This is a genomic window from Vibrio sp. V15_P4S5T153 (assembly GCF_963874485.1).
GTDB classification, from domain to species: Bacteria; Pseudomonadota; Gammaproteobacteria; order Enterobacterales; family Vibrionaceae; genus Vibrio; species Vibrio anguillarum.
In genome coordinates this window covers 1,516,484-1,529,833 of record NZ_CAWNHR010000011.1, presented here as the reverse complement: position 1 = coordinate 1,529,833, position 13,350 = coordinate 1,516,484, and the positions used below count along the sequence as shown (strand labels likewise).

Sequence of the window (13,350 nt, the reverse complement as noted above, 5' to 3'; positions counted from 1 at the left end):
TTATCGATAAAATTAATTGATAGAAAAAGAGGTAAGGATTGATGCCGAATTCCGCTGCCAAAGCAAGATATTCATCAACTTGCTATTACACGCTGGTTGAAGAATTCGACATCAGAGTGGGTTAAACTTTCGCTGGAATATGCTCTAGTAGGGCAACCATTTGCTCCCAGAAAAGGTCGACTGTGTCGATCTTCACTTTCTCATCCGGTGAGTGAGGGAATTTAATGGTTGGGCCAAACGAAACCATATCCATTTCTGGGTAAGGTTTTTTGAAAAGACCACATTCTAGGCCAGCATGGATCACCATGATATTCGGTTTATGACCGTAAATACCTTGGTACATGTCTCTGAAAATAGCCATGATCTCTGAATCGGCATCTGGTTTCCAGCCCGGATAAGCACCAGTAAAGGCAATTTCCGCATTCGCTAGCTCAGCAACGGATTTGAGCATGCTTTCAACCTGTTGGCGACCTGAATCAATCAGAGAACGAATAAGGCATAACACAGTCACAGAGTTTTCTTGCGTGGTAATCACACCGACATTCAATGAGGTTTCAACTACGCCTTCAATTTCATCGCTCATCCGGATCACACCGTTTGGACACGCGTTTAATGCGGCAATAAAACGTTGTTGATCAACAAGAGCGAAGACATTTTCTGCATTTTCTTGCGGGTTGTTGAAAGTGACAATTCCTGTTTCGACGCGTCCAAGCTCTTCTTTCACTAGCTGGGTATAGGTGCTAAATAGCTCATCCAGTTTTACCCCATTTTCGGCAGGAATGGCCACGGTGACAAACGCTTCTCGAGGAATGGCGTTACGTAGGCTACCACCGCGAAACTCGATCAAACGTAAATCAAGTTCTTGTGCGTGACTAGCAAGAAAGCGAGCCAGCAGCTTGTTAGCATTCCCACGGCCAGTATGGACGTCACACCCAGAGTGACCTCCTTTTAACCCTTTCAAAATCAATTGATGTGTTACGTAACCAGCAGGCATGGCTTGTCGTTGGATATTAAAAGTCATTGCGCCATCAATACCACCAGCACAGCCCATATATACTTCGCCCTCTTGTTCTGAATCAGTATTGAGCAGGATCTCTCCTTCTAACCAACCCGCTTCAAGGCCGAAAGCACCTGTCATACCCGCTTCTTCATCAATCGTCAGTAACACCTCAATAGGGCCGTGCTTGAGCTCTTTTGACGCGAGAACAGCCAAACATGCTGCCATACCCATACCGTTATCGGCACCTAAAGTGGTTCCTTTGGCTGTTACCCATTCGCCATCGATATACGGTTGGATAGGGTCCTTAGCAAAGTCGTGCTGCGTGTCTTCGTTTTTTTGCGGCACCATATCAATATGAGCTTGTAGAACCACACCTTTCTTATGTTCCATGCCAGCTGTCGCTGGTTTTTTTATGAAAACGTTACCGGTTGGATCTCGGCGTACCGCTAAACCCTGCTCTGTCGCCCACTGGATGATGTGTTGGGCTAAGGCTTCTTCATGCTTAGACGGGTGAGGAATGGAACAGATTTTATCGAAAAATTGCCATACGGGTGCCGATGACAATTTACTGATTTCAGAATAGAACTCAGACACGGAATACTCCTTTTATTCGAGCTTGCCAGATCATGAACAGGCGAAATGTTTCTTTGGTAGCGATATCGACTAGATCTGAGCATGACTTGTAGTGGTGGACAGCATACCACTCTCGACAATCAGCGAGTAGCCTCACCGCTTGAGAATTGTTTTATTGGTGTCACATTAAATCGACTGTAGCGTATAGAAGAGATGACACAATCGGCGATGAGATTCTTCCCCTTACCGCCTAATAATCATTTTTTGCTGATATTTGTGTAATTTAATTACTTAAATCTGTTGATGTAGATCATTAAAATAAAATTATGTGATTTTTATCACGCTAAATATTGTAATTTAATTTCTTGGTGGTATATTTGTAACCAACTTCGAAAGCGAAGAAAAAATGCTCAAAGGATGAGTCCGTTTATCGCCTCCATGGAACCGAGAAATCAAATTTATGTTCAATTGATTTTATAAGGTGATAGTTATGAAAGGTTTACCATCTGCAATGTTCTGGACAAACAAGTCTGTTTACACTGGCAACTTTGCTTACCCAACAAGCTTTGGTTATTAAGACTTTAAGCATGTTATTTGAACTGTATGTTCACCCCCTAGATATTGGAATTTTTTTGTAGTCAGTTTGGCTAAAATGATTCGCCGCCACCTCAGATGAGGTGGCGTTTTTTTATCTCAATGTTCAGCACTTCCTTTACGGCTCAATGGCAATACGATATGGAAATCCGCTTTTTCTTTTTGAAGAAATGAAGCGCGACTAGGTTCATAAGCCATTAATAAAAGCATATTACAGCCTTAATTCTATCTGGAATTTGTGATCTGATCTCTCTATAATCCACAGCCAATCGATTACGCAACCGTTTACTTTTTACCCTTATAGGACTCGATCATGCTCGAAAGGCTATTTAAACTTAGTGAATATGGCACAAACGTGCGCACTGAGGTTATCGCAGGAATAACGACATTTCTCACGATGGCATACATTATCTTTGTTAACCCTGCGATCTTAGCGGATGCCGGCATGGACCGTGGTGCAGTATTTGTTGCTACGTGTCTTGCGGCGGCTATTGGCTGTTTCATCATGGGCTTTGTTGCCAACTACCCAATCGCACAGGCTCCGGGTATGGGGCTAAACGCATTTTTTACTTACGCCGTTGTGCTCGGCATGGGATATACATGGCAAGTTGCGCTGGCGGCGGTATTCGTTTCTGGTGTGCTGTTCATTTTTCTTAGTATCTTTAAAATCCGTGAGTGGATCATCGGTTCGATTCCGATGTCATTACGAACGGGGATCTCGGCCGGTATTGGACTTTTTCTTGCCTTTATTGCCCTGAAAAATGCAGGCATTGTGGTTGATAACCCTGCAACTTTGGTTTCTGTCGGCGCAATTACTTCTCTTCCTGCTGTACTCGGTGCGATAGGTTTCTTCCTGACGATTGCTTTGGTTCATCGTGGTTTAAAGGGTGCCGTAATGATCGCGATTCTTGCGGTTACTGGCCTTGGTTTAGTGTTTGGTGACGTTCAGTGGCATGGCATTATGTCGGCACCACCAAGTATTGCGCCAACTTTTTTGCAGCTTGATTTCTCCGCCGTTTTTGAAGTGGGTATGATCTCAGTGGTGTTTGCGTTTCTGTTTGTCGATCTATTTGACACGGCTGGCACCTTAGTTGGTGTGGCGCAAAAGGCAGATTTGATTGGCAAAGATGGTAAAATCCCACGTCTAAATAAAGCATTGCTTGCCGATTCTACCGCTACGTCAGTCGGTGCCCTGCTGGGTACATCAAACACAACCTCTTACATTGAAAGTGTGGCGGGTGTTGCTGCTGGCGGGCGCACAGGGCTGACTGCAGTCGTTGTTGGCATTTTGTTCTTACTTGCATTATTCTTCTCGCCATTAGCTGGAATGATCCCTGCGTACGCTACGTCTGGTGCATTATTTTACGTGGCAATTTTGATGCTTTCTGGTTTGGTCAGTATTGATTGGCGCGATTTAACAGAAGCGGCTCCTGTCGTCGTTACCTGTTTATTAATGCCGCTGACATTCTCTATCGCAGAAGGTATTTCTCTTGGTTTCATTGCTTATGCGGCTATCAAACTATTTAGTGGCAAAGGGCGCAGTGTATCGATGAGTGTGTGGGTGATGTCAGCCATCTTCATCTTTAAGTATATCGCCTCTGCAATGTAATGAACGACACAGATTATTTAAATAATTAGGTTTACAACAATGAGCAATAAATTCGTTATCACTTGGGACAACATGCAGACTTACTGTCGTCAATTGGCAGAAAAACAGATGCCTGCAGAGCAATGGAAAGGTATTTGGGCAGTGAGCCGTGGTGGTCTGGTTCCTGGTGCCATATTGGCGCGAGAATTAGGTATTCGCCATGTCGATACGATTTGCATTTCAAGTTACGATCATGATCACCAGCGTGACATGACAGTGATCAAAGCACCTGAAGGTGACGGCGAAGGTTTCTTAATTGTTGAAGATTTGGTCGATAGTGGTGATACCGCACGTAAGCTACGTGAAATGTATCCTAAAGCGAAATTGATTGCGGTGTGTGCGAAGCCTTCTGGCGTAAGCTTGTTAGATGATTATGTTGTGGATATTGCTCAAGATACGTGGATTGAGCAGCCATGGGATATGACGATTCAATACGCAGAACCGATTAACCGTAAACAAAAGTAATGTTTTTCTTTGCGTTTATTTGAAAATGGCCCTTTATCGGGCCATTTTTTTTATTACTATTAGAGCACCGCTCTCAATTGAATCGACTTATGTCTGAATCTAACAGCCAAAACCTTTCTGAAACCTTGTTCCAGAAATACAAGCAAGCCCAAGAAACCTCGGCATTGACCCGTTATATGCCAAGCAGCCAAGAAATTTTGGACCTAAAAAAACAGCAAGAAGGGTACGTTTGGTATCGAAATCTCAGGCGTTTACAGTGGATATGGCAAGGTGTTGATCCAGTAGAGCAAGAAGAAGTTCTCGCCCGCATTGCCTCTTCGAAACATTCGCGAACCGAAGCGGATTGGCTAGATACGGTTATGGGCTATCACAGTGGTAACTGGGCATACGAGTGGACTAAGCTGGGTATGCGTCACCAAAAGCGCGCTAATGACAAGCAAGACGAAGAGGCGGCCAATGAACTTTTTTCCGCGTCGCTCTGCTTTAGCATTGCTGGTTATCCGCATCTAAAAAATGATAATTTATCCTTACAGGCGCAGATACTGTCAAACAGCGCTTATAACGAAGCGGCCAAATTGACTCGTTATGTGATTAAGCAGATTGAAGTACCCTATAAGAACAAAAAAATAGTCGCTAATTTGCATTTGCCCAATACCGATAGGCCTCATCCGGTCGTTTTGGTTAGCGCCGGTTTAGACAGTTTGCAGACGGATATGTGGCGTTTGTTTAGAGATTATCTCGCGCCTAGAGATATTGCGATGTTAACCATTGATATGCCCTCTATCGGTCATAGCTCCCATTGGCCTTTAACTGAAGATTCTTCATGTCTGCATCAAGCCGTACTCAATGAACTGGAAAGCTTGCCTTGGGTTGATCATCGAAAAGTGGGGCTTGTTGGATTTCGATTTGGTGGTAACTCCATGATCAGGCTCTCTTTTCTAGAGCAAGATAAAATCAAGGCTTGTGTTTCATTAGGCGCACCTATCCACGATATTTTAGCTTCGCCAGAAAAATTGAAAAAAATGCCCAAAATGTATATTGATGTGCTGGCGTCTCGTTTAGGTAAAGACGTGGTGGATATTAATAGCCTTGCTGGGTTGATGCGAGCGTGGTCACTGAAAGTGCAAGGTTTTTTAACCAGTAGGCGAACTAAAGTTCCGATTTTGGCTTTAGGATTAGAAGGTGATCCCATTTCACCCTATTCAGATAATCAATTAGTTGCAATTTTTAGTGAATATGGCAAAGCGAAACAGATAAAAAGCAAAACAATTACACAAGGATATGAGCAATCCCTCGATTTAGCGATAAAGTGGTTAGAAGATGAGCTATTTAGGTGACTTTTCTACTAAATTAGTTAAGCATGATATTGGTATGCGGTAACAAGCATATGATTAATAAAAATAATGATCGTTCTTAACATTGAAATGGAGAGTCAATATGTCAGAAATGACCCACACCCCGACTCATTATCGCTTATTGTCTGCTTTAAAAGCTATTGGACCTTATTTACGAGAAGGCCAATGTCGTGAGGATCACTACTTATTTGATTGCCTTGCGTCTTGCGTTAATGACAAAAAATCCCCAGAGAAACGAGAGTTTTGGGGCTGGTGGCTGGAACTTACTAAGAAAGAATCAGGGTTTGAGGCTAAGTATCATACAGGACGTTACAACTTAGCTGGCGCGTGGGATGCCGACGCGATTCCTAAATCCGTATTTTCTGAAGTCAAACGTACCCAAGAAGAGTTTCATGCCAAACTGGTAGCGAGTCTCTATGAGCGCTTTGAATTGAGTGTTGAGATTGCACAAGATTCCGCTGAATTCGTCTGATTTTCGTTATCCCCTTACCCTCGTGATGAAAAAGGTGCTTTTTAGCACCTTTTCTACTTGTGAATTATTGCTTTGATTGCTAAAACATCAGCTCTTATGTGTTTTCCATTTCAGAAGAAATCATGACAACGAATCAACAAAGCGGAAAAGCGGTGCAACTTCAAACAATCGTTGTGAAGCTAGGAACCAGTGTATTAACCGGTGGTACTTTGGCGTTAGATAGAGCTCATATGGTTGAGCTTGTCCGTCAATGTGCTGAACTGAAAAAGCAAGGCCACTCAGTGGTGATTGTATCGTCGGGCGCAATTGCCGCTGGTCGAGAACACTTAGGTTACCCCGCACTCCCCAACGCAATGGCTAGCAAACAGTTGCTTGCTGCGGTTGGGCAGAGTCAACTGATTCAAGCATGGGAATCTCTTTTTGCCATCTATGGGATTAAAATAGGTCAAATGCTACTGACTCGTGCCGATCTAGAAGATCGTGAGCGTTTTTTGAATGCGCGAGATACCATTAATGCTTTGGTCGAGCACGATATTATTCCTGTGGTCAACGAAAACGATGCCGTGGCAACCAGTGAAATTAAAGTGGGTGACAACGACAACTTATCAGCTCTGGTCGGTATTTTATGCGGTGCCGATAAACTATTGCTGCTCACTGACCAAAAAGGGCTCTTCACCGCGGACCCGCGTAAAGATCCTAACGCTGAACTGATTAAAGAAGTCAAAACCATTGATGATACCTTGCGTAAAATCGCTGGGGGTAGTGGTACTACGCTTGGCACCGGAGGTATGGCAACTAAGCTTCAGGCCGCTGATATTGCTCGTCGTGCAGGGATTGAAGTCATTATCGCCGCAGGGCGTGCCAGCAACGTTATTTTTGACTCTTTAAGTGATGCGCCACAAGGCACCCGTTTCTTGCCATGTACCGAAGCGTTAGAAAACCGCAAACGCTGGATTTTAGCGGGTCCTGCCGCTTCTGGTGACATTGTCATTGATGGCGGAGCCGTCAACGCTGTAGTCGCGAATGGCAGTAGCTTATTAGCGAAAGGGGTAGTGAATGTCAGTGGTACTTTTGCACGTGGTGAAGTGGCGCGAGTAACCGATAAACAAGGCGTATTAATTGCCCGTGGCATCGCCGCTTATTCCAGCCAAGACTTAGCCAAAATCGCGGGCAAACACAGCAAAGATATCGGAGGCATTTTAGGTTACGATTATGGCTCAGAAGTCATTCATCGCGATGATCTTGTTGTGATCCAAGAATAGTAAGGAAAAGAAAGTGGATTTAACCATAATGGGTAAAGCCGCCAAACAGGCCGCTTTCCAGCTCGCTACCGTTTCAACGACACAAAAAAACAATGCATTAGCGATCATTGCCGATGAACTGGAGGAGCAGAGCGCCGCGATTTTAAAAGCGAATGCTCAAGATATCGAACTGGCCCGCCAAGCCGGGTTGAACGATGCGATGCTTGATCGCCTATTGCTCAATGAATCGCGCCTGCAAGCCATTGCTAATGACGTGCGTAATGTGATTAATCTCAATGACCCTGTCGGTAGTGAAATCGATAGCCGAGTGCTTGAAAACGGATTGTCATTGTCTCGCCGCCGAGTACCGTTAGGTGTGGTGGGCGTTATTTATGAAGCGCGTCCGAATGTGACCATTGATATTGCGGCATTGTGTTTAAAAACGGGTAACGCCAGTATTTTACGGGGAGGGAAAGAGACCTTTTTCTCCAATATGGCGCTAGTCAACGTTATTCAATCGGCGCTAGAAAAAGCGCAACTTCCAGCCGCTGCGGTGCAGTATATTGAGAAACCGGATCGCGAACTGGTTTCACAGCTGCTCAAGCTTGATGAATATGTTGATATGATCATTCCGCGCGGCGGCGCTAGCCTACATAAAATGTGCAAAGAAAACAGCACGATTCCGGTGATTATTGGTGGTTTTGGCATTAGCCATATTTTTGTTGACCAATCGGCGGATCTAGACAAATCAGTCGAGGTAATTGAAAACGCCAAAATTCAGCGCCCTTCTGCGTGCAACGCACTGGATACTTTGCTGGTTCATCAAGCGATTGCCAGTGAATTTTTGGCAAAACTGGTGCTACGACTTAATGATCAAGTGACCTTCGTTGTCGAGCCAAAAGCCCAAGCCTGCATGAGTCATGCAAAACAGTTGAGAGAGGCCGTTGAGGGCGATTTTGACACCGAATGGCTAAGTTACACTTTGGGCGTCAAAGTGGTCGATGACGTGCAGCAAGCGATTGAACATATGCGTGAACACAATGCAAGCCATTCGGATGCGATCATGACAAATGACCTATTTAATGCAGAGCTGTTTATTAATTCAGCGGGCTCTGCTGCAGTGTATGTCAATGCTTCGACGCGTTTTACCGATGGAGCTCAATTTGGTTTAGGCGCTGAAGTGGCCGTTTCGACCCAAAAATTGCACGCTCGCGGGCCGATGGGCTTAGAAGAGTTGACCAGTTATAAGTGGGTTGGCAAAGCCAATTACTTATCACGTTGTTAAGTTCTTTTCGTTATGGATAACGCAAAGTGTGGTTGTTAACAAAATAGAGATTGAAAAGGGGCTGATGCCCCTTTTGCGTTCAACTTGCGTACTAATTCCGGTACACTGATGCTCATTGCTATGGAGGTGATATGCATTGTCCTTTTTGTTCAGAGAACGACACCAAAGTGATTGATTCTCGTCTTGTCGCAGATGGCCATCAAGTGCGCCGTCGCCGTCAATGTTTGGCATGTAATGAACGTTTTACCACGTTTGAATCGGCCGAGCTCTTGATGCCAAGAGTTATCAAATCAAATGGAAATCGTGAACCGTTTAACGAAGATAAAATGGTCGGTGGTATACAGCGAGCATTAGAAAAACGCCCCGTCAGCGCCGATGCGATTGAGCTTGCAATCAGTATGATTAAATCTCAGTTGCGAGCCACTGGTGAGCGAGAAGTCCCAAGTAAAATGATTGGTAACTTGGTGATGGAGCAGCTCAAAGTACTCGATAAAGTCGCTTACATCCGCTTTGCCTCCGTGTATCGCAGTTTTGAAGATATTCGTGAGTTTGGTGAAGAAATCGCGAAGCTGGAAGATTAATCGCTTATGTTTACTCCTTTTGATTATCAAATGATGTCGCGAGCCATTGAGCTTGCCAAAGGTGGCGTTTTTACCACTCAACCTAACCCCAATGTCGGCTGCGTGATCACTCAAGGAGAGCAGATTGTTGGTGAAGGTTTTCATGCGCGTGCTGGTGAGCCGCATGCCGAAGTACACGCCTTGCGCATGGCAAACGAGCAAGCGCAAGGCGCTACCGCTTATGTCACTTTAGAGCCTTGCTCGCATCATGGCCGTACACCGCCTTGCGCTGAAGGCTTGATTAACGCCAAAGTGGCGAAAGTGATTTGCGCAATGCAAGATCCGAATCCTCAAGTCGCTGGGCGTGGTATTCAAATGTTGCGTGACGCTGGGATTGAAGTCGAAGTCGGTTTGTTAGAAGCGGATGCCATCGCGCTCAATCCAGGTTTTATTAAACGCATGACAAGTGGGATGCCCTTTGTCCAATTGAAAATGGCCGCAAGTCTTGATGGACAAACGGCACTCAATAATGGTCAGAGTCAATGGATCACTTCAGCGGCCGCGCGGCGAGATGTGCAAAAATTTCGCGCCAAAGCGGGTGGGATTTTATCGACCAGCAAAACAGTGATTGAAGATGATGCTTCATTGACTGTGCGTTGGGATGAACTGCCTCCATCAGTGCAAGTAAACTACCCACAACATCAGTTACGCCAACCAGTGCGAGTCATTCTTGACAGGCAAAACCAACTCCATGATGGTCTAAAGCTGTATCAACATTCCGGTGAAGTATTGGTGCTTGGCACTGAACATACGTCATTGCTCAATAGCAACCAGACACAATTTGAGTTAGCGGATACCTTAGCTTATTTAGCTGAGCAGTCACAAATGAATCATCTCTGGGTAGAAGCTGGTGCCACACTGGCTCGTTCACTGATCCAAGCCCAATTGGTCGATGAGATCATTTTGTACTTAGCGCCTAAAATCATGGGTAGTGATGGTCGGGGGCTATTTGGTGCTTTGGGGCTATCTTCCATGGCGGATACGCTAGAATTAATCATCAAAGATGTACGACAAGTTGGGCCGGATATTCGGATCATTGCCGTACCTAAAATAAAAGATAAATAGCATGTTTACAGGAATTATCGAGGCGGTAGGTACACTTGCCGCGATTACACCCAAAGGTGAAGACATCAGTGTGACCGTGAAAGTCGGTCATCTTGATATGAGCGATGTCAAACTTGGTGATAGTATTGCCACAAATGGTGTCTGTTTGACCGTGGTAGATTATAACAGCACTCAATATACAGTGGATCTCTCACTAGAAACGCTCAACAAAACCGGGTTTGCTCACTATCAAGTTGGTGACAAGGTCAACCTAGAAAAAGCCATGTTGCCGACCACTCGTTTTGGTGGACACATTGTTTCTGGGCACGTTGACGGTGTTGGTGAAATCATTGAACGTAATCCCGTTGGTCGTTCGATAGAGTTTTGGGTAGCGATCCCACCGGCATTGAATAAATACGTGGCTGAAAAAGGCTCAATTACAGTAGATGGTATCAGCCTCACTGTGAATGATTTAAGAAAGAATGCCTTTAAGCTGACCATAGTGCCTCACACTTCTGCCGAAACGACCATTGATGCATTTCATGTTGGGCGTAAAGTGAATTTGGAAGTGGATGTGCTCGCGCGTTATATGGAGCGTTTGCTGCAAAACCAGCAAGATGAAGAGACACCAGAGTCAAAAATTAGCTTAGCATTTTTACAACAAAATGGTTTTGCGTAAACCGCGCATTGTCCCATGCCACCACGGTCGTGGATAAATCTAAGTCAGGGACTGTGCGGAAAATAGTTCAGCGATAGGAAAATAGAGTATGCCAATAAGTACCCCGCAAGAGATCATTGAAGATATTCGTCTTGGGAAAATGGTCATTTTAATGGATGACGAAGATCGTGAGAACGAAGGTGACTTGATCATGGCCGCCGAGCACGTTACTCCTGAAGCGATTAATTTTATGGCTAAATTTGGTCGTGGCCTGATCTGCTTAACCATGACTAAAGCTCGTTGTCAGCGTTTAGGCTTGGCTCCTATGGTGCAGGATAATAATGCTCAATACACCACCAATTTTACCGTCTCGATTGAAGCGGCCGAAGGCGTAACCACCGGCATTTCAGCGGCCGATCGCGCCGTGACGGTACAAGCTGCGGTGGCGAAAGAGGCGAAAGCTTCAGACTTAGTGCAACCTGGGCACATTTTCCCACTGGCTGCGCAAGAGGGGGGCGTTTTAACTCGCGCTGGGCATACGGAAGCCGGTTGTGATTTGGCGCGCCTTGCGGGATTAGAGCCCGCCTCTGTGATCGTCGAAATTTTAAATGATGATGGCACCATGGCGCGTCGCCCTGATCTTGAAGTGTTTGCCGAACAACATGGTTTAAAACTCGGTACGATTGCTGATCTGATTGAATACCGTAACAATACTGAGACGACCATTGAGCGTGTTGCACAGTGCAAGTTGCCGACAGAATACGGTGAATTTGAACTGATCACTTACCGCGACGTGATTGATAATCAGATCCATTACGCATTGCAAAAAGGCACATTGGATGGTCAAGCGCCATTGGTGCGAGTTCATCTGCACGATACCTTTACCGATTTGCTGCGCAGTGATCGCAATGCTGAACGCAGTTGGACTTTAGATAAAGCGATGCAGCGTATCGGCCAAGAGGGCGGCGTATTGGTCATTTTAGGTAATGAAGAGTCGAGCGACTTATTGATCCATCGCGTTAAGATGTTTGAGCAACAAGACAAAGGCCAAGCGCCTACTTTAGCGAAAAAACAAGGTACTTCACGCCGTGTGGGGATTGGTTCACAAATTCTGGCGGATTTAGGTGTTCGTGACATGCGTTTACTCTCTTCAGCCAATAAAAAGTATCACGCTTTAGGCGGTTTCGGCTTGAATGTGACTGAGTATGTTTGCCAATAATGCCATCTCGTTTTAGCGCTTAGAACCTAACGTCACATTTAAAAATACACCGTAATAAAACCAATAAAGGAAGCCCAACGCTTCCTTTATTATTTCGCTGATTAGCCGCTTGGTTTGCCGTCTAAGCCGAATTTCCATTAGATATTGCTCACAAAATTGTGCTAGAATCCGGCGATTCTCACTTGTGTATATAGTTAAAGGAAGGCTTATGAAAGTGATCGAGGGTGGTTTCCCCGCACCAAATGCAAAAATTGCTATCGTTATTTCTCGTTTCAACAGTTTTATTAACGAAAGCCTGCTTTCTGGTGCAATCGATACTTTAAAGCGTCACGGACAAGTTAGCGATGACAATATTACTGTTGTTCGCTGCCCTGGTGCTGTCGAATTACCTCTTACTGCTCAACGCGTAGCAAAAACGGGTAAATACGACGCTATCGTGTCTCTTGGCACTGTGATTCGTGGTGGTACGCCACACTTTGATTATGTGTGCAGTGAATGCAATAAAGGTTTGGCGCAAGTGTCTCTGGAATACAGCCTTCCAGTGGCATTTGGTGTTCTAACTGTTGATACCATCGATCAAGCCATTGAACGCGCGGGAACCAAGGCTGGTAACAAAGGTGCAGAAGCTGCACTAAGCGCGCTTGAGATGATTAACGTTCTTTCAGAAATCGATTCCTAATGGGGGCCAGTGTGAAACCAGCCGCACGTCGTAATGCACGTCAATTTGCGCTACAAGCAATTTATTCTTGGCAAATTACAAAAGAAAATGTTGCCACTATCGAAGAGCAATTCCTCTCGGGTGGTAAGTATGATGAAGAAGAGCATCATGCTGCTGAGCCAGCGTTAGCGGCTCCAGAAACCGACGTTGCATATTTCCGTGATCTACTCACGGGTGTAGTGCTAAGCCACACAGAGCTAGATAGCAAATTGCGTCCTTTCGTGTCTCGTCCAATGCAAGACTTAGACATGATGGAATTGGCGTTACTTCGTTTAGCCATGTACGAAATGACTCGTCGCGATGATGTGCCATATAAAGTGGTCATCAATGAGGCGATTGAGTTAGCAAAGGTATTTGCTGCTGAAGATAGCCATAAATTTGTGAATGGCGTGCTTGATAAAGCCGCCCCACATGTACGCAAAAAATAATAAGTCGTTTTAAAATAAAAGGTCAGCATT

13 protein-coding genes are annotated in these 13,350 nt (G+C 45.0%); 12 read left to right on the top strand and 1 reads right to left on the bottom strand.

The annotated features are described in order from the left end of the window. Window positions 1-121: 121 nt before the first annotated feature. Window positions 122-1,594: an aminoacyl-histidine dipeptidase gene (locus AACT42_RS08940; protein WP_017046587.1), complete on the bottom strand. Its 1,473-nt coding sequence runs from the start codon at window positions 1,592-1,594 to the stop codon at window positions 122-124. Between the two features lie 886 nt (window positions 1,595-2,480). On the opposite strand from AACT42_RS08940, the gene AACT42_RS08935 reads away from it, so the two are divergent. The 12 genes from AACT42_RS08935 to nusB all read left to right on the top strand — a co-directional run bounded on the left by AACT42_RS08935 (window position 2,481) and on the right by nusB (window position 13,320). Continuing rightward, window positions 2,481-3,776: an NCS2 family permease gene (locus tag AACT42_RS08935; protein ID WP_013856188.1), complete on the top strand. Its 1,296-nt coding sequence runs from the start codon at window positions 2,481-2,483 to the stop codon at window positions 3,774-3,776. A gap of 39 nt (window positions 3,777-3,815) precedes the next feature. Further along, a complete protein-coding gene (gene tet(34), locus AACT42_RS08930; RefSeq protein ID WP_010320141.1) occupies window positions 3,816-4,280 on the top strand; it encodes an oxytetracycline resistance phosphoribosyltransferase domain-containing protein Tet(34) in 465 nt (154 codons plus the stop codon). An 89-nt stretch (window positions 4,281-4,369) separates the two neighbouring features. Continuing rightward, window positions 4,370-5,617, top strand: coding sequence for an esterase FrsA (gene frsA / locus AACT42_RS08925; RefSeq protein ID WP_017047326.1), 1,248 nt, complete (start codon window positions 4,370-4,372; stop codon window positions 5,615-5,617). Window positions 5,618-5,717: 100 nt separating this feature from the next. Next, window positions 5,718-6,107, top strand: a complete 390-nt coding sequence (gene crl / locus AACT42_RS08920) for a sigma factor-binding protein Crl (RefSeq protein WP_026027640.1) — start codon at window positions 5,718-5,720, stop codon at window positions 6,105-6,107. Window positions 6,108-6,229: 122 nt separating this feature from the next. Further along, window positions 6,230-7,369: a glutamate 5-kinase gene (gene proB / locus AACT42_RS08915; protein ID WP_038148735.1), complete on the top strand. Its 1,140-nt coding sequence runs from the start codon at window positions 6,230-6,232 to the stop codon at window positions 7,367-7,369. 13 nt (window positions 7,370-7,382) lie between these two features. Next, on the top strand, window positions 7,383-8,633 hold the full coding sequence (locus tag AACT42_RS08910; RefSeq protein ID WP_094132481.1) for a glutamate-5-semialdehyde dehydrogenase: 1,251 nt from the start codon (window positions 7,383-7,385) through the stop codon (window positions 8,631-8,633). A 131-nt stretch (window positions 8,634-8,764) separates the two neighbouring features. Continuing rightward, window positions 8,765-9,214 carry a transcriptional regulator NrdR gene (gene nrdR, locus AACT42_RS08905; RefSeq protein WP_010320136.1) on the top strand — a complete coding sequence of 150 codons (450 nt, stop codon included), beginning with the start codon at window positions 8,765-8,767 and terminating at the stop codon, window positions 9,212-9,214. Between the two features lie 6 nt (window positions 9,215-9,220). Then, window positions 9,221-10,318, top strand: a complete 1,098-nt coding sequence (gene ribD, locus AACT42_RS08900; protein WP_017046594.1) for a bifunctional diaminohydroxyphosphoribosylaminopyrimidine deaminase/5-amino-6-(5-phosphoribosylamino)uracil reductase RibD — start codon at window positions 9,221-9,223, stop codon at window positions 10,316-10,318. Between the two features lies 1 nt (window position 10,319). Next, window positions 10,320-10,976: a riboflavin synthase gene (locus tag AACT42_RS08895; protein WP_094132479.1), complete on the top strand. Its 657-nt coding sequence runs from the start codon at window positions 10,320-10,322 to the stop codon at window positions 10,974-10,976. 88 nt (window positions 10,977-11,064) lie between these two features. Next, a complete protein-coding gene (gene ribBA, locus AACT42_RS08890; RefSeq protein WP_013856195.1) occupies window positions 11,065-12,174 on the top strand; it encodes a bifunctional 3,4-dihydroxy-2-butanone-4-phosphate synthase/GTP cyclohydrolase II in 1,110 nt (369 codons plus the stop codon). A 208-nt stretch (window positions 12,175-12,382) separates the two neighbouring features. Then, a complete protein-coding gene (ribH, locus tag AACT42_RS08885; protein ID WP_026027639.1) occupies window positions 12,383-12,853 on the top strand; it encodes a 6,7-dimethyl-8-ribityllumazine synthase in 471 nt (156 codons plus the stop codon). After that, the gene (nusB, locus tag AACT42_RS08880) at window positions 12,853-13,320 is read left to right on the top strand and encodes a transcription antitermination factor NusB (RefSeq protein WP_013856197.1); all 468 of its coding nucleotides are present in this window, start codon (window positions 12,853-12,855) and stop codon (window positions 13,318-13,320) included. Before ribH ends, nusB begins: the two co-directional genes overlap by 1 nt. The last annotated feature ends 30 nt before the right edge of the window (window positions 13,321-13,350 follow it).